This is a genomic window from Mycobacterium sp. IDUB_9 (genome assembly GCF_055419505.1).
Genome location: NZ_JBVAXU010000001.1, coordinates 685,189 through 711,764 on the forward strand (window position 1 = coordinate 685,189; position 26,576 = coordinate 711,764).

Sequence of the window (26,576 nt, forward strand, 5' to 3'; positions counted from 1 at the left end):
GTCAGTCCCTCCTCATCCATTCCAGTGGGTCGCCACGGTCCACTTCGAGACCATGGCGCGCCAGCATGCCGCGCACCAGAGCGCGCCGATGCGCCGAGTAGGTCAGTACGTGCGCGATGATCCCGTACAGCTGAAAGGATTCCGGCGGATCGCACAGTGCATCGATCACGGTGTCGCCCAGACGTCCTGCTGCCGAGTACTCCGATATCAATGTGGTCCAGCGCTTTCCGATGGCGTCGTGGTGAGCCGCGAGTTGCTCGGCCGTCGCCTTGCCGGTCGCGTCACGCGACGGGAAATCCCGGCCCTCGATGGTCGCCAGCCAGACCTCTTTGGTCCACACGATCGCTCCGAGTACCGCTGCGACGCTGGGCTCCGGGCCGTCCCAGTCCAGGACCACCTGCCCCGGCGAAACATCCTGGGCCCATTGCTGTTCAGAGAGTCCACCGGCAGCACCGATCAGGTATTCGGTGTCGGCGACATCGTGTACCAGCATGAACTGGGTGATATCGGGCCCGGACGCCTCGCCCGGATCGGCATCGCACCACAATGCCTGCGGCGGGTGGAAGTGCACCCCGTTCGGAGCGGTCAACCGGAACGCGACATCGGCGGCGCGTGACGGCGGCACCCCGAACGCCCGGCGGAACGCCCTGGAGAACACCTCGGCCGACGACCAGCCCTCGGTCTCGGCGACCTCCGCTACTCCGACACCCTGCTGTAGCCGCCAGGCCGCCCGCTCCAACATGACCCGCCGGCGCAGCGCCGCGGGCGGTTCTCCGGTCAGCCGGCGCACCTCCCGGGAGAAGTGAAACTCCGAGGCGTAACTGCTGCGGGCCATGTCGCCGACGCCGGAGTTGTCGTCGTCGACGACGGCGTCGAGCAAATCCCGCAATCGGTCACGCCCGTTCGGTTGAACCTCCACGGTCACCGAGTATGGTCGGCCGCACGCCCGGGGAACATGACATTTCCTGCTGTGGTTGCCCCGGCCGGCTCAGCTGTCGAGGACCTGGGCCACCCGGGCTTCGGCGTCCACTTCCGGATCGAGATCGGACAGATTGATGCCGAACCGCTCGGTGAGCGCATCGAGAACCTGTGCGGCCGTGTCGAAGCGGATACGTTCGGTCTCACCGCGCCGGTGGATGGCCAGGTTCCGGCCGCGGAGGTTGATCCTGGCGTCGTCGGTGACCAGTGCCGCGGTCAGACCGACGACAAATACCCCGCCGGGATGCGTTGAGACATACCAGCTTCCGACCTCAAGATCGATGCGCGGTTGCGGCACGGTGGTGAACCGGTACAGCGGCTGCCACTGCCCGCGCACCTGAGCGGCCAGCTCGTACTCCGGCTCGCCGCGGGTGGGCAGCTCCAGCAGTCGGTAGGGCTCATGCCGGGTCTGCTGCACGGCGCCGGTCTGCAACCGGATGGGCGATGACAGCGTCTGCCCGCCGAAGCCGACGTCGACCAGGAAGCGGCCGGCCTCCCCGGGAACGGTAACCGCCAGCACATTGTGGGTGAGCGCAGGCAAAGGCGCGTCAGGTTCCTTCATCCAGACCACCCGACCGGCCAGCCGGTCGACGCCGTACCCCAGCTCGTCCAGGGCATGGCCGAGAAGTCCGTTGTGCTCGTAGCAGTAACCACCGCGGCGTCGCGTGATCAGCTTGTCGCCCAATGCCTCGGCACTGAGATCGGCGACCGGGATACCCAGCAACGGGTCGAGGTTCTCGAACGGGATCGACCGGCCGTGCGCGGCGACGACGTCGCGCAGCGTGTCCAGGTCAGGTGATGCCGGACCCTGATGGCCGATCCGGTCGAAGTATGCGGTGAGGTCCAATCCCATGGTCGCCAATCATGGTGCCTCAACAACGGTTGAGGTCAACCGCGGAGCACACTGGACCCATGGCCGCCCATCTCACCGAGCGCCTGCGGGAAGACCTCCTGGCCCGCTGGTCCGAGCCCCACCGCAAGCACCACAACGTCGTACACCTGCGTGAAGTGCTCGACGCGATCGGCACCCTCGCCGACGACGGCCTGCAGTTCGACCGGGAAGCCGTCGAACTCGCAGCCTGGTTCCACGATGCGATCTACGAGATCGGCCGCGACGACAACGAAGACCGCTCCGCGATGCTGGCCCGCGAACTGCTGGGCGGATCCCATGACCGCGACGAAGTGGCCCGCCTCGTGCTGGCGACCAAATCCCACAAGGTCGACGCCGGCGACCTCAACGGCGCAGTGCTCAGCGACGCCGACCTGTCGGTGCTCGGGGGCCCGGCGCTGCGTTACCGGCAGTACGCCGAGGCGGTTCGTGCGGAGTACGCGTCGGTTGCCGACGACGTTTTCCGGCCTGCACGGGCGCAGGTGCTCGCGTCATTGCTCGACGGACCGATCTTCCACACCGCGCCCGGTCGGAAGCGCTGGGAGGAGCAAGCCCGGCGCAACGTCGGCGAGGAGATACGCGAGCTGACCTCATAGCGACGCCACTCGACCTGTGGTTTTGAGAGGATTGACCGCAGCTACTCGACGGTAGGCAGATGGACCCACCAAGCAAATGGGTTTTTCGCCCACGACCTGGGTACACTAGCAAAACTAGAACACGTTCCAATCCACATAGGGGGACCCTGTGGCCGCGTCCGACATCGACCCGTCCGAAATCACCAAATGGGATCCGGGCCTGACCGAGAAGGTCATGGGCTTGCTGCGGCCACTGATCAAGGGCTACCACCGCGCGGAGGTACGGGGCCTGGACAACTTCCCCAACGGCGGTGCGCTGGTGGTGTCGAACCATTCCGGCGGCCTGTTCGCCCTGGACGTGCCGGTGTTCGCCACCGGCTTCTACGAGAAGTTCGGCTACGAGCGTCCCGTGTACACCCTCAGCCACGACATGCTGATGACCGGCCCGACCGCGGCCTTCTTCAAGAAGACCGGCTTCATCCGGGCCAACCATGAGAACGCCGACGAGGCACTGCGCTCGGGTGGCGTGGTCGTGGTGTTCCCCGGCGGTGACTACGACGTGTATCGCCCGACCCTGTCGGCGAACAAGATCGATTTCGGGGGGCGCACCGGTTACATCAAGGCCGCAATCAACGCCGGCGTCCCGATCGTGCCGATGGTCGGCATCGGCGGCCAGGAAACGCACCTGTTCCTGTCCCGCGGCACCGAAATCGCCAAGGCACTCGGGCCGATCGCGCGAATGGCCCGCACCAAGATCGTGCCGGTGTCATTCGGCTTCCCATTCGGCCTGTCCGCGGTGCTGCCGCTCAATGTGCCCCTGCCGTCCAAGATCGTGATGAAGACGCTGGAGCCGATCGACATCGAGGCCGAATTCGGCGAGAACCCCGACATCGACGAGGTCGACGCGCACGTCCGCCGGGTCATGCAGCGCGCGCTGGACGAGCTGGCCGACCAGCGCCGCTTCCCGGTGATCGGCTGAGCGCCGGTGAATCCGCTCGATCTGCTGACGGGACCGCTGGACCGAGTCACCGACACCGTCGGCCTGGTCACCACCATGCGCCGCGCCGGTGTCATCACGGTGATGCGCCCGGATAAATACCTGCGCATCGCTGCCGCCATGGCCCGCGAAAACATGAGTGTCACTTCGGGTTTCGCCGCGTCAGCTCAGCGTTGCCCGAACCGGCCCGGCCTGGTCGACGAGCTCGGCACACTGACCTGGCAGCAGGTCGACCAACAGGCCGACGCCTTGGCCGCCGGCCTGCAGGCGCTGCCGGGCGGTGAACCGAAGGTGCTCGGCATCATGGCCCGTAATCACCGTGGCTTCGTGCTGTCGCTGATCGCCGCCAACCGCATCGGCGCCGACGTACTGCTGCTCAACACGTCGTTCGCCGCACCCGCCATGGCCGAGGTCGTCAACCGCGAAGCGGTGGATGCCGTCATCTACGACGAAGAGTTCACCGACACCGTCCACCAGGCCCTCTCCGACCGGCCCGGCGCCGCACGGATCGTGGCGTGGACCGACACCAATGCCCATGACGTCACCGTGGCTAAGCTCGTCGAGCAGCACCGCGGGACAGAGCCGCGTCGCTCGAGCGAGAAGAGTAAGGTCATCTTGCTCACCTCGGGCACCACCGGAACCCCCAAGGGCGCCAAGCATTCCGGCGGCGGACCCGAGGTGCTCAAGGCGATCCTGGATCGCACCCCGTGGCACACCGAAGAGCGGGTCGTGATCGCGGCGCCGATGTTTCACGCCTGGGGTTTCTCCCAGCTGGCCTTCGCGGCGTCGATGGCCTGCACGATCGTCACCCGGCGCAAGTTCGATCCCGAAGCCACGCTCGAGCTCGTCGACCGGCACCGGGCCAAGGGCTTGTGCGTGGTGCCGGTGATGTTCGACCGGATCATGGACCTGCCCGAGAACGTGCTGAATCGGTACGACGGCCGCACACTGCGGTTCGCCGCGGCATCCGGATCACGCATGCGTCCCGACGTCGTCACCGCCTTCATGGACCGGTTCGGCGACATCATCTACAACAACTACAACGCCACCGAGGCCGGCATGATCGCCACCGCCACACCGGCCGACCTGCGCGCCGCACCCGACACGGCCGGTAAACCAGCGGAGGGCACCGAGATCCGCATCCTCGACGCGGAGTTCCGGCAGGTGCCCACCGGCGAAGTGGGAACCATTCACGTCCGCAACTCGACGCAGTTCGACGGCTACACCGGGGGCCCCACCGTCAAGGGCAAAGACTTCCACGACGGCTTCATGTCCTCGGGTGATGTCGGCTACCTGGATGAGGCGGGCCGGCTGTTCGTGGTGGGCCGCGACGACGAGATGATCGTCTCCGGCGGAGAGAACGTGTATCCGATCGAGGTCGAAAAGGTCTTGGCCGGCCATCCCGACGTCGCCGAAGCTGCGGTCATCGGTGTCGACGACGAAAAGTACGGTCAGCGACTCGTGGCGTTCGTGAGGCTCTCCGGCGCCGCCACAGCCGACGACCTCAAGGCGTATGTTCGGGAGAACCTCGCCAATTACAAAGTGCCGCGGGAGATCACCGTGCTCGACGAGTTGCCACGCAACAGCACCGGCAAGATCGACCGCCGTCGACTCCAGGAGATGGTGAATGGCTGACCGCCATCTTGGACCAAGAAGGCAGCTGCTCGCAGCGGCCGCCGAGTTGCTCAACGCTGCCAACGCAGTGAAACCGCTCGGGCGCAGGGGTTACAGCACCGTGCAGTCCTTCGCGTTCGGCTGGCCGACCTCGGAGAACGCCCCGCTGGTGATCACCGTGTCGGCGCTCGATGCGCTGCGCCGCGGCATCCGCGGCGACTATCGCTCGACAGGTGGCCGAATCTCGTTGCTGCTCAAGGCGATTTCCTGGGCATTGTTGGTGCTGGTGCACCGGCGCGGTGTGCAATCGCGGCCGTACTTCGAGAATCCGGTGCACGAAGCACTGGCCGACGAATACCCGTCGACGCTGCGGCCCCTACGGCGGGGTGAGGTGTACTCCACCGCGATGAGCCGGCGCCGCTACGCCCGCAAGACCGTGCACTACGGCCCGCACCGGGCCAACCTGGCCGACATCTGGATGCGCCCGGACCTGCCGCGCGACGGCAAAGCGCCAGTGCTGCTGCAGGTCCCGGGCGGAGCATGGATGATCGGCATGCGCCGGCCACAGTCGTATCCGCTGATGAGCCACCTGGCCGAGCAGGGCTGGATCTGTGTGTCGATCGGCTACCGGATCAGCCCTCGCCACCCGTGGCCCAACCACATCATCGACGTGAAGCAGGCGTTGGCGTGGGTGAAGGCGAACATCGCCGAGTACGGCGGCGACCCGGACGCGGTGTGCATCACCGGCGGTTCGGCGGGCGGGCACCTGACCGCGTTGGCCGCGTTGACCCCCAACGATCCCAAGTGGCAGCCGGGATTCGAGGACGCCGACACGTCGGTGGCGGCCGCGGTCCCCGTCTACGGTCGCTACGACTGGTTCAGCACCACGGGTCCCGGGCGGGCCGAGTTCATGGAGATCCTGGAGCGGCTGATCGTGAAGCTGCCGCTGGGTACCCATGCGCAGGTGTACCAGGACGCGTCGCCGATCACCCTGGTGCACCCCGATGCACCGCCGTTCTTCGTGTTGCACGGGACGAACGATTCACTCATCCCGGTGGTGGAGGGCCGCGATTTCGTCGCCGCACTGCGCAAGGTGTCGAATTCACCGGTGGTCTACGCGGAGATCCCGCACGCGCAGCACGCCTTCGACATCTTCGGCTCACCGCGCGGGCACTACACGGCCGATGCCGTCGCGGAGTTTCTCACCTGGGCAAGGGCCCGGGCTCGGCTCACCGCGGGTGCCGCTGCCGGTCGGTAAGCTCCTGAAGATGTCCGCGTCGGACCCTGAGATCGCCACGCTGGTCGCCGAACTACCCGACGGCGCGGTGGTCACCGACCCCGCGGTGATCGAGGGATATCGCCGTGATGCCGCTCTCGATCCCGACGCGGGCGTGCCGCGAGCCGTGGTACGGGCCACCGGCACCGAGGACGTGCAGGCCGTGCTGCGATGGGCAACTGCACACCACGTCGCCGTGGTGCCCAGGGGCGCAGGGTCGGGGCTCGCCGGAGGCGCCAACGGGGTTGATGGCGGCATCATCCTGAGCACCGAGCGAATGCGGCAGATACGCATCGACACCGCGAACCGCACCGCGGTTGTGCAACCCGGCCTGTTGAACTCCGAGGTGAAGCGAGCCGCCGCCGAGCACGGCCTGTGGTATCCGCCGGACCCCGGCTCTGTCGAGATCTCCTCGATCGGTGGAAACGCGGCGACCAATGCGGGCGGATTGTGCTGTGTGAAGTACGGGGTCACCAGCGATTACGTACTGGGAATGCAGGTGGTGCTGGCCGATGGCACCGCCGTCACCCTCGGCGGCCCACGACTGAAGGATGTCGCCGGTCTGTCGCTCACCAAGTTGTTCGTCGGCTCTGAAGGCATCCTCGGGGTGATCACCGAACTCACCCTGCGGCTGATCCCGGCGCAGCCTCCGGCGTCGACAGTGGTCGCGGTGTTCGCCTCGGTGGAGGACGCCGCGGACGCGGTGGTGGCGATCACGGCCATAGTCCGACCGGCCATGTTGGAGTTGATGGACCACGCCACCATCAACGCGGTCGAGGACTACCGTCGCATGGGCCTGGACCGTTCGGCACAGGCATTGTTGCTGGTCCAGTCTGACGCCCCGGGCGCTGCGGCCGAGGAGATCGCCCACATCGTGAAGGCTTGCGAAAAGGCCGGGGCCACCGAGGTTTACGCCACCGACGATCCCGAAGAAGGGGCAGCCTTGACGGCGGCCCGGCGGTTGGTGGGCCTGGCCCTGATGCAGCTCGGCACGTTCTATCTCGAGGATGTGACCGTGCCGATCCCCGACCTGCCGGCGTTGGTGGCCGGTATCAAACACATCGCCGACGACTGCGACGTGCTGATCTGCGTTGTGGCTCATGCTGGTGACGGGAACACCCACCCGGTTGTCGTGTTCGATGCCGACGACCCGGACATGAGCGAGCGGGCCCGGCAGGCCTTCGCCCGGGTAATGGAGCTCGCAATCGCGCTGGGCGGCACGATCACCGGCGAACACGGTGTCGGCCGCCTCAAAAGGGATTGGCTGCCACTGCAACTCGGCGACGACGTGATGGCGTTGACCCGTCGCATCAAGGACGCTCTCGACCCGCTGGGCATCCTCAATCCGGGCTCGGTGCTGCGCTGAGGCAGCCCGACCCGCCGAGACTACGGTTTCTGATGCGGTCAGCCGAAATTGCGTCACAAACCGTAGTCTCGGCGGGGAATTTCAGCTTTCGGCCAGCGCGCCGTGCAGGGCCTTCTTCGCCTCACTGATCGCCGCGAGCAGGTTCGTCCGCACCTCACCGAGCTTCGCCTTCTGTTCGTCGGTGCCCGTGAACGCGATGGTGCGGGCCAGACCCGCCACCTCGTGCAGGCCGGTGCGAATCTTGATGACGTCGGCGAACTTGCCTACCTTGCCCAACAATGCGTGCGCGGTCTCACTGGTGACGCCGCGCCAAGCCAGCAGCTGGGTGCCGAAATCGGTCAGCGTGGCAACACCGTCGGAAACGGTGACCACACCGCGGCCGGCCAGTCCTGAGATGGCCAGTTCGACGATGTCCAGCGGCGGGGTGAAGGCGCCGCCTGTGGCCTCGGTGGTGCGCTCGACGATCTGTTCCGCCGTGGCCGGGCCGTCGAGCAAGAGCGCCGCCGTGCCGACCGCAGCACGTTTGAGCGCGAACCCGGGCCCGAAGCCCTTACCGAACCCGGGGCCGCCGAAGCCACCGCCGAACCCTCCCGCACCGAAACCGCCCTGTCCTTCATGGCCGCAGCTGCCGCCGCCGAATCCCGCCGGACCCCAGCCGCCACCGAATCCTCCAAAACCCATGTCACACATCCTTTTCCAGATCTCATCCGGACCGACGGAACGCGGCCCGGTATGTGTATCAAGTTCCTTGATACGCCCGCCCAGGAGACATTTCAATGAGATCTGCCTGAGAACTGGTTGAGCTGTGGGCGAAACGGTCCGACCCATCCTCATCGTCGGCGGGGGCGGCGCGTGTGAGGATGCCAGCTATGACTGCCCCCGACAGCGAGCCGCTGGGCTACCTCCTGCACCGGGTGGCTGCAACGTTGCGGCCAGAGGTGGCGGCCGTTCTCGCCCCGCTGGGACTCGGACTGGCGGAGTTCGTCTGCCTGCGGATCATCTCGCTCAATCCCGGGCTCACCAGCGCCGAACTGGCCCGCTTCACCAATGTCAGCGCGCAGGCCACCAACCAGTTGCTGCACCGCCTGCAAGGCGCGGGCGCCGTGCACCGCCCCGATACGGCAGTTGCGGGAAAGGCACTGCCCGCCGAACTCACCCCGTCAGGCCGAGCGTTGCTGACCCGCGCCGAGGACGCCGTCCACAACGCCGATCAGCGGGTACTGGACCGCCTGACGCCCACCGAACAACGGCAACTCAAAGCGTTGTTGCGTAAAGCCGGAGACGACACCGTATGCGGCCCGGCCGGCTCCTGACTCACGTCACCGTGGCTTCGGAGCGGCCAGTTCGGCCAGCGCCGACAAGAACAACTCATCCATCCGCGGGCTCAGCTCCGACAACGTCGGGGCTCCCGCATGACTGCTCGAGCCGAATACCTGAACGAGCGCGTCGGCATCGGCGGGTGCACCAATGGACAGACACAGACAGGCCACGCTCTCGGCCCGTAGTTCTTCTAAGGCCTTGGCGGTGTCGGCCTGGGCGTATCGGCCCTCGTAGCCATCGTCGTACGGGTAGCCGTCCGACAGCACGATCAGCAGCCGATGTGGCGTTCCTGCCTGGTTTTTGAGGATCTCCCCCGCGCCACGGATGCCGGCACCGAGCCGGGTGTAGCCGAATGGCTGCAGTTGGCTGAGCCGGGATCGTTCGGCGGCGCCGAAGCGTTGCTCGAAGGTCTTGATGACAGGCAGGTGCACTGCTTGGCGACCCTGTGAGCGGAACCCGTATACCGCGACACGGTCGCCGAGTTCCTCGAGTGTCGCGGCGAGTGTCGCGGCCGCGCGACGTTGATGGTCGTGGACGGCGAGACCGTCGCCATCGGCATCGGTCGCCGATCCCGAAGCGTCGACGAGGATGAGCACACCGAGGTTGCGGGCGAGCTTGCGGCGCTCCGTGTACACGTGCTCGGGAGGTGAATAACCTGAGCGCAGATCGACGAACAGGTCGATCAAGGCCTCGTTGTCCACGTCGTCGCCGTCGGCACGGGCGCGCAACACTTTGGGACCGAGGCCCACTCTCGCCAGTCTGCGCCGCAGAACCGCGTCACGTGTCACACCGACGGCTGAGCTGTCCACCGTGGCGGTGATCGGAAAATTGATGACGCGGCACCGGTTCTCCCGATAGCGACCGCTGAAGACGTCCCATTCCGGATACAAGGCGCCGCCGACTGCGAGGGCCGCACCAGGCTTCTCGACGCGGGTGAAGTGGATCGGGGTCGGTACCGGGCGCGCATTCACGCCGGCGCGCGAAGTCCGTCGTATCGAGCCGACCCCCAATTCCCCGCCGGCACCCTCGCTTCCGGACGAGCGGGAGCCGCCGAACAGCGTGCGCAGGAATTTCGCAGGCGTCCGCGTCCCGATGGGAGCCTCGAACAGTTTGAGGATCGAGCTCTTCTCTGCCGGTCCGTCGTCGTCATCATCGTCCTCATCCATCTCGGACGGGTCGGTGTGCTCGGCGTTCATCCGGACATCGGCATCGGTCGCGCGTGACCTCGCCCCGTCGACGCGGCTCAGTTTGGACGGTTTGATCGTCCCGAACCAATCCGGCGGTGGGTCCAATTTGGTTCTGCCCTGCGCGATCTGAAGCGATTCCTCGGAACTGGCCGACCGCGCAGCGGAGTCAGTGCCGACCGCGGCCGCCAGGGAAACACGCGAACCGAGTTCGGCAAGTACGCGGTGCCCTTCGAGCGCCAGGTAGCGGCGGGCAAGCTGGGGCCGTGCCCGTAGTCGCTTGACGTACTGACCGTCAAGGCTTCCGGCTCCCAGAAGCGCACTCTGGACCAACACTTCGCGACGCTGCCTGTCCGGATCTGCGCTCGCCGACACGAAGACGACCTGCCCGTCGGTATAGGCCAACTCGTCCGCGCGGGCCGCCGAAACCTCGACGGACCGCCCGGCGAGGAATCCGGCCAGGAACCGGAAGTGGTGCGGCTCTGGACGACCGGTCACGGTGGCGGCAGGACCGCGTCGACGAGTTCTCCGAGGCCCCGGATCACATCGGCATCGTCGGACAGCACCTCCACCACAGCGGACTGGACAGCGTCGCGCAGGCTGAGTCCTTCGGCGACGAGTCCGCCGGCGAGAATCAGCATGCGGGTTGAGGCCACCTCGCTCAGTGCCGAGCCGTCCAGATCCCGCACGGCGTTTCCGAGGACGACCAGTGACGCAGCGGTTGATGAGTCGATCCCCGCCTCATGCGCCACGATCTCGGTTTCGACTTCTGGAGCCGGGAAGTCGAGGCTGATCGCGACGAAGCGCTGCCGGGTCGAGTCTTTGAGGCTCTTCAGGATGCTCTGGTAACCGGGGTTGTAGGAGATCACCAGTTGAAAGCCCGGGGCCGCGGACAAGGTGGTGCCGAGCCGGTCGATAGGCAGTTCGCGCCGGTGGTCGGCAAGCGGATGGATGACCACAGTCGTGTCCTGACGTGCCTCCACGATCTCGTCGAGATAGCAGATGGCGCCCTCCCGCACCGCCCTGGTCAACGGGCCGTCCACCCAAACGGTTTCGCCGCCCTTCAGCAGGAACCGGCCCACCAGATCGGCCGATGTCATGTCCTCATGGCCCGCGACGGTGATGAGCTCACGACCGAGTTCGTGCGCCATCGCCTCGACGAAACGGGTCTTTCCGCACCCGGTGGGCCCTTTGAGCAGCACCGGTGCACCGCGGCGGGCGGCCGCTCGGAAGGTCTCGATCTCCCTACCCGCGGCCCGGTAGAACGGCGACGGTGAACCGGGTTCGGCGAGCGGCCGAAACTTACTGGCCGTCATCGCTGTTCGGCCTCTGGATCGGCACGACGGGCGGCATGGTTACGCCTTCCGGCAGGACCAGTTCACCCTCGTGATTGACGTACCCGGAGTGCTTGGTCGGTAACGGCAGGTCAGGGGTCGGACACGGTCGGTCGGTTCCCTCTCCACAGATTCCGGGGTTGAAGTAGGAACGCTTCTGCACATCCTCCGGCCACGGATCAGCGTGCATGCCGAGCCACGTCGCCGGAACGTTGTAGAAGAGGAAGAAGCATGCGCTGACACCACCGAAGATCGCCAGGAATCGGATGAACTGCTGCTTGACGAATCCACCTCGGACCCGGTCGATTCCGCGTTCGACCACGGTGTGGCCCTTGTCATCTGTGAAGAAGCGCAGGCAGACAAGCGCCGTCTGGACGCCACCCCACATCAAGCCTTCGTAGATGGGCCACTGGTAATAGGTGCCGGCGTTGAACGACAGCGACTGGATCGCGCCCGGGTAGGAGTAGAACCCGATCGGCAGCATGATCAGGGCCTCCATGACGAAGTCGAAGGCGATGGCGACCGCGTAAGTGACCAGGACCAGCCGCAGGTTGCTGATCCCGGGCCAGCGGTTCTTGATCTTGCGCATGAGCGCGCATCCGACGATGGTGAGCAGCAAGACACCGTACGCGTAGCCCGGGATGTTGGTCAGCAGCGGTTCGGGCACAGTGTGGCCCGGTTCCTCGTGCGCCACCCAGCCCGGAATGTGCGGTGCCCATGACCCCTGGTTGAACAGCCAGGCGTTGTACGTGCACCAGGTGCTGTAGTAGTTGAGCATCGGATCCTGGAACATCATCAGGCCCATCGACACCAACAGCATGCCGTCGAGCGTGATACGCCTCTCCCGCACCCAGGGCCGAATGATGAAGAACCACAGGGCAACCGGCAGGCCGATCCAGAGCACGACGGCGTTCGCCATCAGCGGGATCTTCATGTACATCGGCGGCTCGCTCGGGCCCCCCGACACCGACTCGAAGTAGGGGCCGGTAACCCATCGGGTGAACAGATACAACGTCAGCAGCAGGACCATTCCGCCGACGGTCGCCCAGATCTTGAATGCGTTCGACGACGACGGACCTTGCTTTTCGAGCTCAGCGATTCCGCTGAGCGATTCGGTGACAGCAGACTTTTTGGACAGATCACTCATGATCGGTTTCCCCTTGACGATCGTGGAGGCAGTGGTCAGCGCGAGGCGGACCAACCGATGCAAATATACTGGGCGGTATCTGAGATTCCAATAGGTCGCTCAGATTCTGTGGCAGACTTTCTGCCATGGCGGAGCGCTGGACCCGAGAACGCAGACTCGAGCACACCCGCTCGGTGCTGCTCGATGCCGCGGAGGAGGTATTCGCCGAAAAAGGCTTCGCACCAGCCACGCTCGATGACATCGCGCGCGCCGCCGGATATACCAAGGGCGCCATCTACAAGCACTTCTCGACCAAGGAAGACCTGTTCCTGGCCGTGAGCGATCGCTATTGGCGGCGCTACTTCGACAACTTCGCCGAGGTGATGTCGAGCGCGAACCAGGTCGGTACACGCGAAATCGATGAGATCGCACGGCGATGGCGCCTGCTGAGCCAAGACCGCGGCGCCGAGCACGCCGCGCTCGGACACGAGTTCATGCTCTACCTGCTGCGCAACCCCGACGCGCGAGAACGTGTCGCCGCCAAGCGATCCGAAGTTGTCGACGCACTGACGAAGTTCATCATCGAGGGCATCGACCAACTCGGCGGAACCTTGCTCATCCCACCCAAGACGTTCGCCCAGGTGCTCATCGCGACCAGTGACGCCGTCGTTCTGGGCAGTGAACTCGACGACGTCGACCTCTACCGCCCGATCGTCGACATGTACGTGTCAGCGATCAAGCTGCCCTGACGTCAGAAGACGCGCACCTGTCCTTCGAGCACCGGAACAGTCTCAGGGAGCTTGTAGGTCTGAATCCCGTTGCGGAACATGATGTTCTCCCGCGCGTGCTCGGGCAGGTGCTTGACCAGCCAGCGGGGATCGTCGAATGTCCAGTGCGGGTAATCCGAGGAGAACAGCAGGATCTTGTCGCACTCCATCCACTCGAAGGCCCGTGACAGCTCGGTCTTGTCCTCGGGGTAGTCCAGCGGCTGGGTGGTGAACTTGATGTGGTCCTTGACGTATTCACTCGGCTTGCGCTTGATGTCCATCCAGCCCTTGCGTGCCGCGTAGATGGCGTCCATGCGCCACATCAACGGCAGGATCCAGGTGAACGCGTGCTCGACGAACACCACCCGCAGCGTCGGGAAGCGGTCGAAGACCCCGTCGAAGATCAGGCTCATCACCTGGTTGGCCGCCAGCAGCGAGTACGTGACCATGAAGTCGTGGTTGTAGCTGGGCAACCCGACCGGCGGAAGCGGGAGTTCGTCGTATTCGCCGCGGGACAGATGGCAGCTGACCGTGATGTCATGCTTGGTCGCCGCAGCCCAGATCGGGTCGTACTTCGGGTCACCCCAGGAGGGCCGCGGCTCGGCCTTGATCAGGATCTGCGCCATGTAGGGATGGCCGGCCCACCGCTCGATCTCCTGTGCCCCCAACTCCGGGGCCTCGACCGCCAGGCAGATGGACCCGCGCCAGCGCTCGTGCCAGTTGTTATGGCTATCGAGCCAATGGTTGGCCTGCCAGTCGTTGAGCGCGCAGTTCATGACATGGTTGGCCTCGGGGATGTGGGCCGAATATGCCGCGGGTTCCAGGACCGCGATATCCGCCCCGGCCTCCATGATCAGCTGCCGGAATGCGAGATCGGGGTTGCTGCCGGCGAATTCGCCGTCGGACGGGAAGGCATCGGTGCGCATCGCGTAGGCATGCGCGTAATCGGGAGCGTCGTAGTAGATCAGATCGCCGACATCGTGGGTGTTGAAATATCTCGACCGCCACGGCTCGGGGATGTACTGACCGAGCTCGCCCCGGCGGGGCACGGGATGCACGTCGGAGTCGACGCATCGCACCGCGATGCGTTCGGCGGCGGGAGCCCTGGGAGTGGTGGTGGTCATCGTCATTCCCTCTCGATCACCGGGTGGCCGCGACGGCGATGGACTTGGTCTCGAGATAGCCATCGAGTCCTTCACGGCCGAGTTCCCGGCCGTAGCCGCTGTCCTTGACGCCGCCGAACGGTGCGAACGGATCCATCGTGTACCCCTGGTTTACCCCGAAAGTGCCGGTTTGTACACGCTCGGCGATCCCGATCCCCCGCTCGGGATCGGCCGTCCACACCGAGCCCGCCAGGCCGTAGTCGGAGTCGTTGGCAATCGCGACTGCCTCGTCCTCGTCCCGGTACCCGATCACCGTGAGGACCGGACCGAAGATCTCCTCGCGGGCGATACGCATCGAGTTGTCGGCGCCGGCGAACAGCGTGGGCCGGACATACCAGCCGGTGTCCACGCCGTCGGGCAACCCGGTGCCGCCGCAGGCCAGCCGGGCGCCCTCACGCTGCCCGAGCTCGATGTAGTCGCGCACGCGCTGCTGCTGCCGTCGGGACACGAGTGGTCCCAGTTCGGTGGCCGGATCGGCGGGATCACCCACGACCAGGGCCGTCATCCGATCGGCCAGGGCGTCGACGAACTCCTGCTCCCGGGAGGCCGGGACGACGATGCGGGTCAGTGCGTTGCAGATCTGGCCGCTGTTGGACAGGCTGGCCGACCGTACCCCGGCCGCGACCGTCGCCGGGTCGGCGTCGTCGAGGATGATGGCCGCCGACTTGCCCCCGAGCTCGAGGCTCACCTTGGTCAAGTTGGCGGCGGCGGCCGCCGCGACGGCCCGGCCCGCGGCACTCGATCCGGTGAAGGAAACCTTGTCGACACCCGCGTGGCCCACCAGGTGGGCACCGACGGCAGCATCCCCCTGGACGACGGAGACGACGCCCTCGGGCAAGCCGATCTCTTTGAGCATGTCGCTCAACAGCAGTGCATCCAACGGGGATTCGGGCGCGGGTTTGAGTACCACCGCGCAGCCGGCCAGCAACGCGGGCACCAGCTTGGTGACGATCAGGAACTGCGGCATGTTCCACGGCACGACGGCCGCGACGACGCCCACCGGTTGCTTCTGGATACGTACGTCCGATCCGAAGAAACCGGTGCGGGTCTCGCGCCACGCGTAGGTCTCGGCCAGGTCGCAGAACGCAGACATCATCATCGTCGGAAGCCCGACCTGCGCGCGTTGAGCGAAAGTGACCGGCGCACCCATCTCGGCCGAGATCAGTTGGGCCATCTCGCCGCGTCGTTCGGCGTAGATCTCGGCGAGGCGTCGCACCGTCGCGATGCGCTCCGCCGGGTCGAGCCGTGGCCACGGCCCCTGGTCGACGGCCACCCGAGCGGCCGCGACGGCAGCGTCCACCTCGGCCGGCCCGGCCGCGGCCACCCGCGCGATGGGTTGCCCGGTATGCGGGGAGATCACCTCCACGGCGTGGGCGGGGTCGCCGTCGAGCGACCAGTCGGCCTCGATTCCGAGGTACTCCCCAAGATGCTGATCCATCCGGATCCTTCCGCGTCGGTACTTCCAGAGTATCAACTACTTGTCATTGGTGGAACCGCCGTCTACCGTCAAGCCTGAAGCCCTGTCCGGCATGTGCAGCCCCATGTCGGCATCATCGGTCGAATCACATCTCAGAGGAGCGGGCATGGCTCGGTTTCCCAAGCCGGCTGAAGGCAGCTGGACTCAGCACTACCCCGAGCTCGGCACCGGCCCGGTGTCGTATGAAGACTCGATCAGTCCGGAGATCTACGAACTGGAGCGCAAGGCGATCTTCAAACGTGCCTGGTTGAATGTCGGCCGGGTCGAACAGCTTTCACGCAAAGGCAGCTACTTCACGAGGGAGATGAAGGCCGCCAACACCTCGATCATCTTGGTGCGCGGGAAGACCGGGGAGATCAAGGCCTTCCACAACGTCTGCCGTCACCGGGGCAACAAGCTGGTGTGGGACGACATGCCGCTGGAGGAGACCAGCGGGGTGTGCCGGCAGTTCACCTGCAAATACCACGCCTGGCGTTACGACCTGGACGGTGAGCTCAACTTCGTCCAGCAGGAGGCCGAGTTCTTCGACCTGGACAAGAGCCGTTACGGCCTGGTTCCCGTGCACTGCGAGGTGTGGGAAGGGTTCATCTTCGTCAACTTCGCCAAGATCCCCGAACAAACTCTCCGCGAATTCCTGGGCCCCATGATCACCGATCTGGAGGGCTACCCGTTCGACAAGATGACCTCGCGTTTCACCTATCGCTCTGAGGTGAAGGCGAATTGGAAGCTCTACATGGATGCCTTCCAGGAGTTCTACCACGCACCGATCCTGCACGCGAACCAATCCCCCACCGCCTACTCGAAGGCCGCCGCGGAGTCCGGTTTCGAGGCACCGCACTACCGGATCGAAGGGCCGCACCGGTTGGTGAGCACGTCCGGTGTGCGGGCCTGGGAGATGCCCGACGAGATGCGCAAGCCCATCGAGGACATCTGTCAGAGTGGACTTTTCGGCCCATGGGAGAAACCGGATCTCGGCGAGATGCCGGTGGGCCTCAACCCGGCCAAATGCGATCCGTGGGGGTTGGACTCGTTCCAGTTGTTCCCCAACTTCGTTGTGTTGTTCTGGGGCCAGGGCTGGTATCTGACCTACCACTACTGGCCCACCTCGTTCAACACGCACACCTTCGAGTGCACGCTGTACTTCCCGCAGCCGCGCACGCCGCGGGAGCGGCTGGGCCAGGAGTTGGCCGCCGTCTCCTTCAAGGAGTACGGCCTACAGGACGCCAACACCCTGGAGGCCACCCAGAGTTCGATCGAGACCCGGGTGGTCGACGAGTTCCTGCTGTGCGATCAGGAGATCCTGCTTCGGCACCTGCACAAGGAGACCGCGGCGTGGATCGACGACTACCAGCGCAAGACCGCGGGAGTGTGACCCCATGAGTACGAAACTGCCGGCCGAATTCGCCGACCTCGAACGGTTTTCGGACTGGTGTCTGTCCAGTGAGCCACAGCGTTACGGCAAGCGGATGGACAGCACGATGACCGAGATGCAGGCCTTCTACGACGCGATCACGCCCCGCGCGGAGGAGGCGATCAGCTACTGCGACAAGTTCAGTCTCGATGACATGCCCGAGGACGTGCTCAACCTCATGCACCTGCTGTATTCGATGGTGATGGTGTCCTTCCCGGTGGAGTGCTGGAAGCAGCCACGGGTACCCGATTCCGGTGCGACATCGTTGGACTGCGTCGTCGAGCCGGTTCCATGACGCAAGGCGAGACCGCGGCCGAAGTCCCGAAGACAGTCCTTCGCGCCGCCCGTTGGGTGGACGTGGCAGGCGGCCAGGTCCGGTCCCCGGCGGTCGTGGTCATCGAGGGCAACCGCATCGCTTCGATCAATCCCGAAGGGCCGCTGCCGGATTCGGCCACCGTCGTCGACCTCGGCGACGCCACCCTGCTGCCCGGGCTGATGGACATGGAGCTCAACCTGCTGATCGGCGGTCCGGGTAATCCCGGCGGACTGCCGACACCGATGCACGGCGTCCAGGACGACCCTGCGTACCGCACACTGCGCGGCGCGGTGAACGCCCGCACCACACTGGACGCCGGGTTCACCACTGTCCGCAACCTGGGCCTGATGGTCAAGACCGGCGGCTACCTGCTCGACGTCGCACTGCAGCGCGCGATCGACCAAGGCTGGCACCAGGGGCCCCGCATCTATCCGGCCGGCCACGCCGTCACTCCCTACGGCGGGCATCTCGATCCCACGGTGTTCCAGCGACTGGCACCGGGCGTCATGCCGCTGTCGGTCGCCGAGGGCATAGCCAACGGGGTACCGGATGTCATCGCGTGCGTGCGGTACCAGATCCGCCACGGCGCCAAGCTGATCAAGGTCTCTGCCTCCGGCGGCGTGATGTCCCACAGCACCGCGCCGGGCGCCCAGCAGTACTCCGATGCCGAATTCGAGGCCATCGCCGACGAGGCGCACCGCGCCGGAGTCAAAGTCGCTGCCCACGCTGTCGGGGACACCGCCATCCAGGCCTGTATCCGGGCCGGCATCGACTGCATCGAACACGGATTCCTGGCCAGCGACGAGACAATCCAGATGATGGTCGACCACGGCACGTTCCTGGTGTCCACGACCTACCTCACCGACGCCATGGCGATCGACCGCATCGCACCCGAGCTGCGCAAGAAGGCACTCGAAGTGTTCCCGCGCGCAAAAGCCATGCTGCCCAAAGCTATTGCCGCCGGAGTTCGCATCGCCTGCGGCACCGACGCCCCAGCCGTGCCGCACGGCGAGAACGCCAAGGAGTTGTGTGCACTCGTCGAACGCGGCATGACCCCGATGCAGGCGTTGCAGGCCGCGACGCTGGTGGCCGCACAGCTGGTCGATGCCGCCGACGAGCTGGGGCAGCTGGCCCCGGGTTATCTGGCCGACGTCATCGCCGTCGCGGGGGACCCCAGCACCGACATCGCGACAACTCTCGACGTCCGGTTCGTGATGAAGGACGGCAGGATCGTCAGGCACGGAAGGCCCGGTGCGCTAGCGTCGGGTTGAGGCGCGTGTGGCAGGAGAACGAGGATGGATCTGAACGAGAACACCTTGTGGTGGCTCAAACAGGCGTTTTATTTCTCGCTCACCGAAGTCAACGAGTCGGTCAAGGAACACGGCGTCACCACTGCCCAGATCGGTGTCCTGCGCCAGTTGACCAATCAGCCCGGGCTGTCCGGCGCCGAGTTGGCCCGTCGGCTGCTGATCACCCCGCAGGGCGTGCAACTCGCGCTCACCGCGTTGGAGAAGCGGGGCCTGGTCGAGCGCAAACAGGACCCTCAGCACGGGCGCATCCTGCAGGTCTTCCTCACCGATGAAGGTCGGGCGGTGGCCTCTGCCGTCGTCGCCGATGCCGTCGCGGCCCATGAGCGGGTGTTCGGTGTACTCAGTGACGACGAGCAGGAGCAGCTGAAGGCACTCCTCCGCCGGGTGATCGAACAGGGCACCGGCCACACGCCGCAGTCTGACCACATCGACCCGTGAAATCTCCGCCTCCCGACGGGGCGAGCAGGCAGGCCTATTTGCGGCGGCGCCGGCCGATGCTGCGCAGCCCGTCGGGAAACGACAACCCGTGGATGATCCGTTGCGTCCGGAAGTACTGGCGCGGAAGCGATGCCGTGTTGTAAGGCAGGTCGTACTTCTCGCACAGTTCCCGTACGCGAGCACTGACCTGTGGAAGGCGGTTGCTCGGCAGGTCGGGGAACAGGTGATGCTCGATCTGGTAGCACAGGTGACCGCCCGAGATCGCCAGCAGCGGGCTCGCGTTGAAGTTCGCGGTCCCGAGCATTTGCCGCAGGTACCACTCGCCTTTGGTCTCGTCCTCGACCACCGCCGGGTCGAAGGTCTCGGTGCCGTCGGGGATGTGCCCGCAGATGATGTTCACGTACACCCACAGGTTCCGGAGCACATTCGCGGTGAGGTTTGCCGCCAGGGTTCGGCGCCACCGGCGCAGGCTCAGGGCGGGCAGGAACACATAGTCCTTGGCCAACTGACGGGCGGCCTTGCCGAAGAACTTCCGTTTCTCGACCGCAACAGCGTCCGGCGAGTCCAGCCGGAGACGCTCCGAGTGCAGCCCGTGCAGGGCGATGCCCCATTCGAACATCGCTGCCAACACCAGGTTTCGCACCGGGGTCACCAGGTACCACCAGCGCCAGGGCTGGTCGGGTGTCACCCGCAGCAGGCGATAGCCGATGTCCTCGTCCATGCCGAGCACATTGCTGTAGACGTGGTGCCGGTAGTTGTGCGAGTACCGCCACTGCGCGGAATGCCCGACCATGTCCCACTCCCAGGTGTTGGAGTGGATCTCAGGGTCGTTCATCCAGTCCCACTGGCCGTGGGAGATGTTGTGGCCGAGCTCCATGTTCTCGATGGACTTCGCGTACGCCAGCGCGCACGTGCCCAGCAGCCAGCCCTTCTTCGACCGGCTGCCGGTGATCACCAGACGCGCCGCGACGTCGAGTGCCCGCTGGAAATGGATCACCCGCCGGATATACGCCGCGTCCGTCGCTCCGAGCGAGTCCTCGATGTCACGACGGAGCACGTCGAGCTCAAACGCGATCTCTTCGACGTCCGCGCTACTGAGATGCAGGTAGCTGGGAACGTCGGCGATCGCCATCAAGGTGTCCTCGGGGTGCAGCGTTGGAGCGGTGCAATCCGGGCCACCGCGAGGGTCAGCCCGCAGCCTAGAGGCTCGTCCCTGGCGACAGGTAATCGAGGTTTCCCACACCGCCGTCGATATCTAGCACTTGAGATTAATGACAAGTACTTGATATTGTTGGCCCCGATGGAGACATCGACGACACCCCGCACGGAACCCGACGACGTAATCGACGCCGACGGGTTCACGCCCGTGCGGATCAAGCAGGTGGTCCAGGAGACCGCCGATGCCTTATCGCTGGTGCTCGACGTCCCCGAGCCGAGCAAGGGAAGATTCGGCTACCTGGCGGGCCAGTTCGTCACCCTGCGGGTGACGATCGACGGTGCCGAACACCGCCGGTGCTATTCCATGTCCTCATCACCGGCCGTCGAGTCCGATCTCCGGATCACCGTCAAGCGCGATCGTGACGGCCTGGTCTCCAACTGGATCAACGACACCGCAACCGTCGGTGACGTACTGCACATCGCACCGCCCGAGGGGCGCTTCGTTCTCACCGCCACCGAACGCGATGTCGTCACCTTCGCCGGCGGCAGCGGCATCACGCCGGTGTTCTCGTTGGTGCATTCGGCATTGGCCGCCACCACCCGTAACGCCCGGCTGTTCTACGCCAACCGCAATCTCGACTCGGTGATCTTCCGGGAGGCATTGGCCGACCTGACCGACGCCTACAGCGGTCGCGTCGACGTGCACCACCATCTCGACGATCTCGACGGCGTCGTCTCACCCCAAAGCATCGCCGACTTCATCGGCAGTGCCGGACCGCAAGACGAAGCTCGCGCTCATGCCGACTACTACGTGTGCGGTCCCGCGCCGTTCATGGACACTGTCGAGCGGGTCCTCCTCGACGCCGGGATCCCCAAACAGCAGGTGCATCTGGAGCGGTTCAGCGTCGCCGCGATCCCGCCTCCCGATCCTGCCGAACCCGTGGTCACCGAAGAGGTGACGATCGAACTCGGCCGCAGTACCGTTACCGCGCCCTACCGCGCCGGCAATACCCTGCTGCAGACCGCACGCCTGGCCGGCCTCAAGGCTCCGTCATCCTGCGAAACCGGTTCGTGCGGAACATGTATGGCTCATGTGGTCGAGGGCAGCGCACGCATGCTCAACAACGACGCCCTCGACGACGACGAAGTTGCCGAAGGCTGGGTGGTGACGTGCCAAGCACTTCCCACCAGCCGCACAGTGAGGGTGGTCTATGAGTAAAGCCAGCGTGAACAGGGTCGCCGTGGTGACCGGCGGAGGATCGGGCATGGGTGAGGCGACCTGCCACGAGTTGGGCCGGCGCGGCCATCACGTCGCCGTACTCGACGTGAATTCCACTGCTGCTCAACGTGTTACCGATGATCTGCAATCAGCCGGCGTCACCGCCTTCGCGGTCGGCGCCGACATCACCGATCGCGCCGCGGTGGAAGAGGCCTTCGGCAAGGTCCGCAGTGAACTCGGGCCGGTCGGCATCTTGGTGACCAGCGCGGGGATGTTCGGGTACGCCCCATTCGCCGAGATCACCGAGCAGTCCTGGGCACAGATGCTCGAGGTGAACCTGAGCGGGACGTTCCGCTGTTGCCAGGTGGCCCTGCCGGACATGATCGACGCCGGGTGGGGACGCATCGTCATGATCTCCTCATCGAGCGCCCAGCGCGGTACACCGTTCGCGGCCCACTACGCCGCATCGAAAGGCGCCCTCCTGACCCTGACGAAATCGCTGGCCCGCGAGTACGCCGCGCACGGCATCACCGTGAACAACATCCCGCCGTCAGGTATCGAGACCCCTATGCAGCACCAGTCACAGGCCGCGGGCTACCTGCCGCCCAATGAGACGATCGCCGCCAACATTCCGCTCGGCCGGCTCGGCACAGGAGCGGATATCGCTGCCGCCGTGGGGTTCCTGTGCTCCGAGGAGGCCGGTTTCATCACCGGACAGACCCTCGGGGTCAATGGCGGCGCGGTGATGTAGCGGCGCGTGGCCGCCCCGAACAGTCCCAAAACCCACTAGTCACACGGAGGTTCGCATGGCAACCAAGTGGCCCAAGCCGGTCGAGGGATCCTGGACCGAGCACTATCCGGACCTGGGAACCGGGCCGATACCGTTCCGGGATTCCATTTCTCCCGAGTTCTACGCTCTGGAGCGGGAGGCTGTCTTCAAGCGGGCCTGGCTCAACATCAGCCGGGTCGAGGAGACTCCCGAGGTCGGCAGTTACATCACCCGCCAGGTGGAGGCCGCCGAGGCATCGCTGCTCCTGGTGAAAGACCACGACGGCGACATTCGGGCCTACCACAACCTGTGCCGCAGACGCGGACACACTCTGGTACCGGCAGACTTCCGTGCGACCGAATTACGCAGCACCGGAGACGAGTTCGAATGCCGACGCTGTGGGTGGCGTTACGGTCTCGACGGAAAGCTGATATCGCTACCCGATGCGGACGACTTCGCCGGTCTGGATACCGCAGACTACGGCCTGGTCCCCGTGCACTGCGACGTGTGGGCCGGATTCGTGTTCGTCAACTTCGACCGCGAGCCGCGCCAAAGCCTGCGCGAGTTCCTGGGCCCCATGGTCACCGCACTCGACGACTACCCGTTCGGCAAGCTCACCGAGCGCTACGACTGGGTGGCCCACAACAACAGCAACTGGAAAATCTTCGCCGACGCCTTCCAGGAGTACTACCACGTACCGTCGCTGCACACCCAGCAGGTGCCACCGGAGGTCCGGGAGCCCAACGCCGGATTCACCTGTGGGCATTTCCAACTCGACGGTCCGCACCGGCTCGTCTCGACCGCCGGCACCCGGCGCTGGTTACTCGCACCGGAGTACATGTATCCGATCGAGCGGGCCACCCAGAGCGGGCTGGTGGGTCCGTGGCGCACCCCCGACATCGGCGACCTACCGATGCACGGTCTCAACCCGGGAAACATCGAGCCGTGGGGCATCAGCAACTTTCAGATCTTTCCCAACCTGGAGATCCTGATCTATGGCGGCTGGTACCTGCTGTACCGCTACTGGCCCACCTCGCACAACACCCACCGGTTCGAGGCGTTCACCTACTTCCACCCGGCCCGCACGGTGCGCGAACGCATCGAACACGAGGTGGCCGCTGTGGTGCTCAAGGAGTTCGCCCTGCAGGATGCCGGCATGCTCGGCGGCACGCAGGCCGCACTGGAGTACGACGTCATCGACGACTTCCCGCTCAACGATCAGGAAATCCTGGTGCGTCACCTGCACAAGGTGGCCGTCGACTGGGTCGATGCCTACCAGCGTGAACGCACGCCGGCAGGAGCATCCCGATGACATCCGCCCGACTGCCGAGCGCCTTCGCCGAACTTGAGCCGTATGCCGAAACCTGGTGTCTGCCATCAGAAACCGAACGCTGGGACCGCCGCATGGCCAGCACCATGCCTGAAATGCACCAGTTCTACGATGCCTTCTTCCCACGGCTCGAAGAGGCGATCGAGTACTGCGACAAGTTTCCGCTCGACGACGTTCCCGACGATGCGCTCAACCTGCTGCACATGATCTATTCGCTGATCATGGTCTCGATGTCGGTGGAGATCATGCACCATCCCGCCCCGATCGACGCCGCCGACGCAGTCATGATCCGCACCGGAGACCCACGGCCATAACCGGCACCGAACACGAAAGGACACACCGATGAGTGTGTTGACCATCAACAAGCTGACCGCTTCGGTGGGCGCCGAGGTTGTCGGCGTCGACCCGGAACGCCTGGGCACCGACGACAGCCTGGGAGCTGCGGTGCTGGACGCACTGGAAGACAACGGGGTACTGGTTTTCCACGGCCTGCACCTGAATCCCGAAGCCCAAGTGGCTTTCTCACAGCGCCTGGGCGAGATCGACCGCTCGGCCGACGGCCACCACCCGGTATCGGGCATCTATCCGATCACCTTGGACAAGTCGAAGAACAAGGCGGCCGAATACCTCAAGGCGACGTTCGACTGGCATATCGACGGCTGCACTCCCATGCACGACGAATGCCCGCAGAAAGCCACCGTGCTGTCCGCCCTCGAAGTCGCCGCGCGGGGCGGTGAGACCGAGTTCGCCAACACCTACGCGGCCTACGACTCGCTCGGTGAGGCCGAGAAGGAGCGCTACCGCACGCTGCGGGTGGTCCACTCCCTGGAAGCCTCACAGCGACGGGTCTATCCGGATCCGACCGCCGATCAGCTGAGCCGTTGGCAGGCCCGGCCGACCCACGAGAACCCGCTGGTGTGGACGCACCGCAACGGGCGAAAGTCGTTGGTACTGGGCGCTTCGGCGGACTACATCGTCGGCATGGACCGCGACGAGGGCCGAGCCCTCCTCGCCGAACTCCTCGCCCACGCCACTACCGCAGACAAGGTGTACAGCCACAAGTGGTCGGTCGGCGACACCGTCATCTGGGACAACCAGGGCGTCCTGCACCGCGCCGCGCCCTACGAGCCCAACTCCCCCCGCCATATGCTGCGCACCACCGTGCTCGGAGACGAGCCGATCCAGTAGCCCCTTCAGCTGCCGTCGACGACCCTGATGATGGTCTTACCCGCGACGCGTTTTGCCGGATCGAATGCCGACAGTGCATCTGAGAGCGGAAGTACCGTGCCGACGGACGGCCGCAGCCGGCCCCTGCGGAGTTTGCGCTCCAGCGTGACAAGCTGGTCCCGGTCCGGTTCGACGACGAAGAAGACCGCTCGTGCGTCCGCCGGCTGGACCCGCGGCGGTTCGGCGATGGTGACCAGGATGCCGCCCGGCCGCACCACCTGTGCTGAACGATCCAAAATCTCACCGCCGATCACGTCGAAGACCACGTCGACCTGACCGACGGCTTCTGTCCACCCGGCTTCGAGCTCTACGAACGTGTCGACACCGAGAGCGAGCGCGGTGTCCTGCTGCGCGGCTCGCCCAGTGGCGATCACCCGGGCCCCCTGGGCTCGCGCCAGCTGCGCCGCGATCGACCCGACAGCGCCCGCGACCCCGTGGATCAGCACGGTCTGCCCAGCAGCCAGGTGCCCGTGGTCGAACAAACCCTGCCAAGCCGTCAGGCCGGAGATAGGAATTGCGGCCGCAACAGTGTGGTCGACATCGGCCGAAAGCGGCGCAAGATTGCGCGCTTCGACGGCTACGTACTCCGCGAGTGTGCCGTTGCGGGCCCAGTCGGTGACCCCGAAGACCCGCTGGCCGATCGTCACACCCGTTGTGCCATAGCCAAGTTCGACAACCGTTCCGGAGACTTCGTGCCCCGGTACGGTAGGCGTTCTGTCCCGCCCCGCGCGATCGACCCACGTTCCCGGCCAATCCAGCTCGCCAGGTGTGAACGCGGCCGCGTGCACCTGGACGACGACGTCATTCTCGGCCGCATGCGGATACGGAATCTCCGACAGCGCCAATCCGGCCACGCCCGCTGCGCGGTCACCGGTGATTACTGCTTTCACGGTTGTTCCTCGTTTCCCGTTGAGCCGATCGTCATTTGACGTGCGCTCGGATGACGCAGGTGCTCGCGGGTCTTGATCTCCTCGGGATCCAGCATGGTGATCATGTCGACGCCTGGTGCACAGATGCAGACCGCCAGGAACACACTGCGGTGGTGCGGCTCCAGATTGGCGGCCTGGTAGTGGACCACATCCCCGCCTGGTTCCCAGAACGCCCCGCCCGCAACAATTTTCCTGGGCTCCTCACCCTCCAGCTCGAACAGGATCGAACCCTCAAGGACATAACCGAAGACCGGTCCCGAGTGGCGGTGCGGTTGTACCCCGGGGTCGGCCGGCGGGAGCTCGATGATCTGCGTCATCGCATGCGCACCATCGGGTATCCGCGGCGGGGTGACGCACAGAAGGTCGTTGACCGTGACGTTGCCTGCAGCCAGCATTGTTCATT

At 65.6% G+C, this 26,576-nt stretch carries 27 protein-coding genes; 16 read left to right on the forward strand and 11 right to left on the reverse strand.

Going from position 1 to position 26,576, the window contains the following annotated elements:
• Window position 1 precedes the first annotated feature (1 nt).
• Together ACZY08_RS03340 and ACZY08_RS03345 are read right to left on the reverse strand one after the other, a co-directional pair.
• Window positions 2–925: a helix-turn-helix domain-containing protein gene (locus ACZY08_RS03340; protein WP_463743169.1), complete on the reverse strand. Its 924-nt coding sequence runs from the start codon at window positions 923–925 to the stop codon at window positions 2–4.
• A 63-nt stretch (window positions 926–988) separates the two neighbouring features.
• The gene (locus ACZY08_RS03345) at window positions 989–1,831 is read right to left on the reverse strand and encodes an arylamine N-acetyltransferase family protein (protein WP_463743170.1); all 843 of its coding nucleotides are present in this window, start codon (window positions 1,829–1,831) and stop codon (window positions 989–991) included.
• Between the two features lie 59 nt (window positions 1,832–1,890).
• On the opposite strand from ACZY08_RS03345, the gene ACZY08_RS03350 reads away from it, so the two are divergent.
• The 5 genes from ACZY08_RS03350 to ACZY08_RS03370 all read left to right on the forward strand — a co-directional run bounded on the left by ACZY08_RS03350 (window position 1,891) and on the right by ACZY08_RS03370 (window position 7,695).
• Window positions 1,891–2,463 (forward strand): HD domain-containing protein, encoded by a 573-nt coding sequence (locus tag ACZY08_RS03350; RefSeq protein WP_463743171.1) that lies wholly within the window; start codon window positions 1,891–1,893, stop codon window positions 2,461–2,463.
• A gap of 148 nt (window positions 2,464–2,611) precedes the next feature.
• Window positions 2,612–3,421, forward strand: coding sequence for a 1-acyl-sn-glycerol-3-phosphate acyltransferase (locus tag ACZY08_RS03355; RefSeq protein ID WP_463743172.1), 810 nt, complete (start codon window positions 2,612–2,614; stop codon window positions 3,419–3,421).
• Window positions 3,422–3,427: 6 nt separating this feature from the next.
• Window positions 3,428–5,074, forward strand: a complete 1,647-nt coding sequence (fadD12, locus tag ACZY08_RS03360) for an acyl-CoA ligase FadD12 (protein WP_463743173.1) — start codon at window positions 3,428–3,430, stop codon at window positions 5,072–5,074.
• Window positions 5,067–6,311: an alpha/beta hydrolase gene (locus tag ACZY08_RS03365; RefSeq protein WP_463743174.1), complete on the forward strand. Its 1,245-nt coding sequence runs from the start codon at window positions 5,067–5,069 to the stop codon at window positions 6,309–6,311. Before fadD12 ends, ACZY08_RS03365 begins: the two co-directional genes overlap by 8 nt.
• Before the next feature lie 10 nt (window positions 6,312–6,321).
• Window positions 6,322–7,695, forward strand: a complete 1,374-nt coding sequence (locus ACZY08_RS03370) for an FAD-binding oxidoreductase (RefSeq protein WP_463743175.1) — start codon at window positions 6,322–6,324, stop codon at window positions 7,693–7,695.
• A gap of 81 nt (window positions 7,696–7,776) precedes the next feature.
• On the opposite strand, the gene ACZY08_RS03375 is transcribed toward ACZY08_RS03370, so the two are convergent.
• A complete protein-coding gene (locus ACZY08_RS03375) occupies window positions 7,777–8,376 on the reverse strand; it encodes a hypothetical protein (RefSeq protein ID WP_463743176.1) in 600 nt (199 codons plus the stop codon).
• A 188-nt stretch (window positions 8,377–8,564) separates the two neighbouring features.
• Between ACZY08_RS03375 and ACZY08_RS03380 the strand changes: the two genes are divergently transcribed.
• The gene (locus ACZY08_RS03380) at window positions 8,565–9,008 is read left to right on the forward strand and encodes a MarR family winged helix-turn-helix transcriptional regulator (RefSeq protein ID WP_463743177.1); all 444 of its coding nucleotides are present in this window, start codon (window positions 8,565–8,567) and stop codon (window positions 9,006–9,008) included.
• A gap of 6 nt (window positions 9,009–9,014) precedes the next feature.
• Here ACZY08_RS03380 and ACZY08_RS03385 read toward each other — a convergent pair whose 3' ends face one another.
• Genes ACZY08_RS03385 through ACZY08_RS03395 form a run of 3 tightly spaced genes read right to left on the reverse strand, consistent with a single transcriptional unit; the run spans window position 9,015 to window position 12,680 of the window.
• Window positions 9,015–10,697 carry a nitric oxide reductase activation protein NorD gene (locus ACZY08_RS03385; RefSeq protein ID WP_463743178.1) on the reverse strand — a complete coding sequence of 561 codons (1,683 nt, stop codon included), beginning with the start codon at window positions 10,695–10,697 and terminating at the stop codon, window positions 9,015–9,017.
• Window positions 10,694–11,515 (reverse strand): AAA family ATPase, encoded by an 822-nt coding sequence (locus ACZY08_RS03390; protein ID WP_463743179.1) that lies wholly within the window; start codon window positions 11,513–11,515, stop codon window positions 10,694–10,696. Before ACZY08_RS03390 ends, ACZY08_RS03385 begins: the two co-directional genes overlap by 4 nt.
• A complete protein-coding gene (locus ACZY08_RS03395) occupies window positions 11,502–12,680 on the reverse strand; it encodes a spirocyclase AveC family protein (protein ID WP_463743180.1) in 1,179 nt (392 codons plus the stop codon). The genes ACZY08_RS03390 and ACZY08_RS03395 overlap by 14 nt, the downstream gene beginning before the upstream one ends.
• 125 nt (window positions 12,681–12,805) lie before the next feature.
• Here ACZY08_RS03395 and ACZY08_RS03400 point away from each other — a divergent pair, with 125 nt between their 5' ends.
• Window positions 12,806–13,408: a TetR/AcrR family transcriptional regulator gene (locus tag ACZY08_RS03400; RefSeq protein ID WP_463743181.1), complete on the forward strand. Its 603-nt coding sequence runs from the start codon at window positions 12,806–12,808 to the stop codon at window positions 13,406–13,408.
• Between the two features lie 2 nt (window positions 13,409–13,410).
• Here the strand turns inward: ACZY08_RS03400 and ACZY08_RS03405 are convergent, their stop codons facing one another.
• Together ACZY08_RS03405 and ACZY08_RS03410 are read right to left on the reverse strand one after the other, a co-directional pair.
• The gene (locus ACZY08_RS03405; RefSeq protein WP_463743182.1) at window positions 13,411–14,556 is read right to left on the reverse strand and encodes an amidohydrolase family protein; all 1,146 of its coding nucleotides are present in this window, start codon (window positions 14,554–14,556) and stop codon (window positions 13,411–13,413) included.
• A gap of 10 nt (window positions 14,557–14,566) precedes the next feature.
• Entirely contained in the window at window positions 14,567–16,027 is a 1,461-nt protein-coding gene (locus tag ACZY08_RS03410; RefSeq protein WP_463743183.1) for an aldehyde dehydrogenase, read from the reverse strand.
• A 145-nt stretch (window positions 16,028–16,172) separates the two neighbouring features.
• On the opposite strand from ACZY08_RS03410, the gene ACZY08_RS03415 reads away from it, so the two are divergent.
• From ACZY08_RS03415 to ACZY08_RS03430, 4 genes are read left to right on the forward strand one after another with little or no spacing between them, the layout of a single operon-like run.
• A complete protein-coding gene (locus ACZY08_RS03415) occupies window positions 16,173–17,438 on the forward strand; it encodes an aromatic ring-hydroxylating oxygenase subunit alpha (RefSeq protein WP_463743184.1) in 1,266 nt (421 codons plus the stop codon).
• 4 nt (window positions 17,439–17,442) lie between these two features.
• On the forward strand, window positions 17,443–17,772 hold the full coding sequence (locus ACZY08_RS03420; RefSeq protein WP_463743185.1) for a hypothetical protein: 330 nt from the start codon (window positions 17,443–17,445) through the stop codon (window positions 17,770–17,772).
• Complete coding sequence (locus tag ACZY08_RS03425) at window positions 17,769–19,064, forward strand: metal-dependent hydrolase family protein (protein ID WP_463743186.1); 1,296 nt, start codon at window positions 17,769–17,771, stop codon at window positions 19,062–19,064. The genes ACZY08_RS03420 and ACZY08_RS03425 overlap by 4 nt, the downstream gene beginning before the upstream one ends.
• Window positions 19,065–19,088: 24 nt before the next feature.
• Entirely contained in the window at window positions 19,089–19,541 is a 453-nt protein-coding gene (locus tag ACZY08_RS03430) for a MarR family winged helix-turn-helix transcriptional regulator (protein ID WP_463743187.1), read from the forward strand.
• A gap of 34 nt (window positions 19,542–19,575) precedes the next feature.
• On the opposite strand, the gene ACZY08_RS03435 is transcribed toward ACZY08_RS03430, so the two are convergent.
• Complete coding sequence (locus ACZY08_RS03435) at window positions 19,576–20,673, reverse strand: fatty acid desaturase family protein (RefSeq protein ID WP_463743188.1); 1,098 nt, start codon at window positions 20,671–20,673, stop codon at window positions 19,576–19,578.
• Window positions 20,674–20,841: 168 nt separating this feature from the next.
• Between ACZY08_RS03435 and ACZY08_RS03440 the strand changes: the two genes are divergently transcribed.
• From ACZY08_RS03440 to ACZY08_RS03460, 5 genes are read left to right on the forward strand one after another with little or no spacing between them, the layout of a single operon-like run.
• Window positions 20,842–21,918, forward strand: a complete 1,077-nt coding sequence (locus ACZY08_RS03440; RefSeq protein WP_463743189.1) for a 2Fe-2S iron-sulfur cluster-binding protein — start codon at window positions 20,842–20,844, stop codon at window positions 21,916–21,918.
• Entirely contained in the window at window positions 21,911–22,669 is a 759-nt protein-coding gene (locus ACZY08_RS03445; RefSeq protein ID WP_463743190.1) for an SDR family NAD(P)-dependent oxidoreductase, read from the forward strand. Before ACZY08_RS03440 ends, ACZY08_RS03445 begins: the two co-directional genes overlap by 8 nt.
• 55 nt (window positions 22,670–22,724) lie before the next feature.
• Window positions 22,725–23,999 carry an aromatic ring-hydroxylating oxygenase subunit alpha gene (locus tag ACZY08_RS03450; protein WP_463743191.1) on the forward strand — a complete coding sequence of 425 codons (1,275 nt, stop codon included), beginning with the start codon at window positions 22,725–22,727 and terminating at the stop codon, window positions 23,997–23,999.
• A complete protein-coding gene (locus ACZY08_RS03455; protein WP_463743192.1) occupies window positions 23,996–24,331 on the forward strand; it encodes a hypothetical protein in 336 nt (111 codons plus the stop codon). Before ACZY08_RS03450 ends, ACZY08_RS03455 begins: the two co-directional genes overlap by 4 nt.
• Before the next feature lie 28 nt (window positions 24,332–24,359).
• Window positions 24,360–25,205: a TauD/TfdA dioxygenase family protein gene (locus ACZY08_RS03460; protein ID WP_463743193.1), complete on the forward strand. Its 846-nt coding sequence runs from the start codon at window positions 24,360–24,362 to the stop codon at window positions 25,203–25,205.
• A 5-nt stretch (window positions 25,206–25,210) separates the two neighbouring features.
• On the opposite strand, the gene ACZY08_RS03465 is transcribed toward ACZY08_RS03460, so the two are convergent.
• Both ACZY08_RS03465 and ACZY08_RS03470 read right to left on the reverse strand, forming a co-directional pair.
• On the reverse strand, window positions 25,211–26,134 hold the full coding sequence (locus tag ACZY08_RS03465; RefSeq protein ID WP_463743194.1) for an NADP-dependent oxidoreductase: 924 nt from the start codon (window positions 26,132–26,134) through the stop codon (window positions 25,211–25,213).
• Complete coding sequence (locus ACZY08_RS03470; protein WP_463743195.1) at window positions 26,131–26,568, reverse strand: cupin domain-containing protein; 438 nt, start codon at window positions 26,566–26,568, stop codon at window positions 26,131–26,133. Before ACZY08_RS03470 ends, ACZY08_RS03465 begins: the two co-directional genes overlap by 4 nt.
• Between the last annotated feature and the right edge of the window lie 8 nt (window positions 26,569–26,576).

What these genes read in the sequence shown, in the direction of transcription:
- ACZY08_RS03420 (WP_463743185.1), top strand. Translation starts at nt 17,443, where the DNA reads ATGAGTACGAAACTGCCGGCCGAATTCGCCGACCTCGAACGGTTTTCG.
- ACZY08_RS03410 (WP_463743183.1), bottom strand. Translation starts at nt 16,027, where the DNA reads ATGGATCAGCATCTTGGGGAGTACCTCGGAATCGAGGCCGACTGGTCG.
- ACZY08_RS03455 (WP_463743192.1), top strand. Translation starts at nt 23,996, where the DNA reads ATGACATCCGCCCGACTGCCGAGCGCCTTCGCCGAACTTGAGCCGTAT.
- ACZY08_RS03375 (WP_463743176.1), bottom strand. Translation starts at nt 8,376, where the DNA reads ATGGGTTTTGGAGGATTCGGTGGCGGCTGGGGTCCGGCGGGATTCGGC.
- ACZY08_RS03435 (WP_463743188.1), bottom strand. Translation starts at nt 20,673, where the DNA reads ATGGCGATCGCCGACGTTCCCAGCTACCTGCATCTCAGTAGCGCGGAC.
- ACZY08_RS03345 (WP_463743170.1), bottom strand. Translation starts at nt 1,831, where the DNA reads ATGGGATTGGACCTCACCGCATACTTCGACCGGATCGGCCATCAGGGT.
- ACZY08_RS03415 (WP_463743184.1), top strand. Translation starts at nt 16,173, where the DNA reads ATGGCTCGGTTTCCCAAGCCGGCTGAAGGCAGCTGGACTCAGCACTAC.
- ACZY08_RS03450 (WP_463743191.1), top strand. Translation starts at nt 22,725, where the DNA reads ATGGCAACCAAGTGGCCCAAGCCGGTCGAGGGATCCTGGACCGAGCAC.
- ACZY08_RS03380 (WP_463743177.1), top strand. Translation starts at nt 8,565, where the DNA reads ATGACTGCCCCCGACAGCGAGCCGCTGGGCTACCTCCTGCACCGGGTG.
- ACZY08_RS03405 (WP_463743182.1), bottom strand. Translation starts at nt 14,556, where the DNA reads ATGACGATGACCACCACCACTCCCAGGGCTCCCGCCGCCGAACGCATC.
- ACZY08_RS03460 (WP_463743193.1), top strand. Translation starts at nt 24,360, where the DNA reads ATGAGTGTGTTGACCATCAACAAGCTGACCGCTTCGGTGGGCGCCGAG.
- ACZY08_RS03365 (WP_463743174.1), top strand. Translation starts at nt 5,067, where the DNA reads ATGGCTGACCGCCATCTTGGACCAAGAAGGCAGCTGCTCGCAGCGGCC.
- ACZY08_RS03395 (WP_463743180.1), bottom strand. Translation starts at nt 12,680, where the DNA reads ATGAGTGATCTGTCCAAAAAGTCTGCTGTCACCGAATCGCTCAGCGGA.
- ACZY08_RS03370 (WP_463743175.1), top strand. Translation starts at nt 6,322, where the DNA reads ATGTCCGCGTCGGACCCTGAGATCGCCACGCTGGTCGCCGAACTACCC.
- ACZY08_RS03440 (WP_463743189.1), top strand. Translation starts at nt 20,842, where the DNA reads ATGGAGACATCGACGACACCCCGCACGGAACCCGACGACGTAATCGAC.
- ACZY08_RS03425 (WP_463743186.1), top strand. Translation starts at nt 17,769, where the DNA reads ATGACGCAAGGCGAGACCGCGGCCGAAGTCCCGAAGACAGTCCTTCGC.
- ACZY08_RS03390 (WP_463743179.1), bottom strand. Translation starts at nt 11,515, where the DNA reads ATGACGGCCAGTAAGTTTCGGCCGCTCGCCGAACCCGGTTCACCGTCG.
- ACZY08_RS03430 (WP_463743187.1), top strand. Translation starts at nt 19,089, where the DNA reads ATGGATCTGAACGAGAACACCTTGTGGTGGCTCAAACAGGCGTTTTAT.
- ACZY08_RS03445 (WP_463743190.1), top strand. Translation starts at nt 21,911, where the DNA reads ATGAGTAAAGCCAGCGTGAACAGGGTCGCCGTGGTGACCGGCGGAGGA.
- ACZY08_RS03350 (WP_463743171.1), top strand. Translation starts at nt 1,891, where the DNA reads ATGGCCGCCCATCTCACCGAGCGCCTGCGGGAAGACCTCCTGGCCCGC.
- ACZY08_RS03470 (WP_463743195.1), bottom strand. Translation starts at nt 26,568, where the DNA reads ATGCTGGCTGCAGGCAACGTCACGGTCAACGACCTTCTGTGCGTCACC.
- ACZY08_RS03400 (WP_463743181.1), top strand. Translation starts at nt 12,806, where the DNA reads ATGGCGGAGCGCTGGACCCGAGAACGCAGACTCGAGCACACCCGCTCG.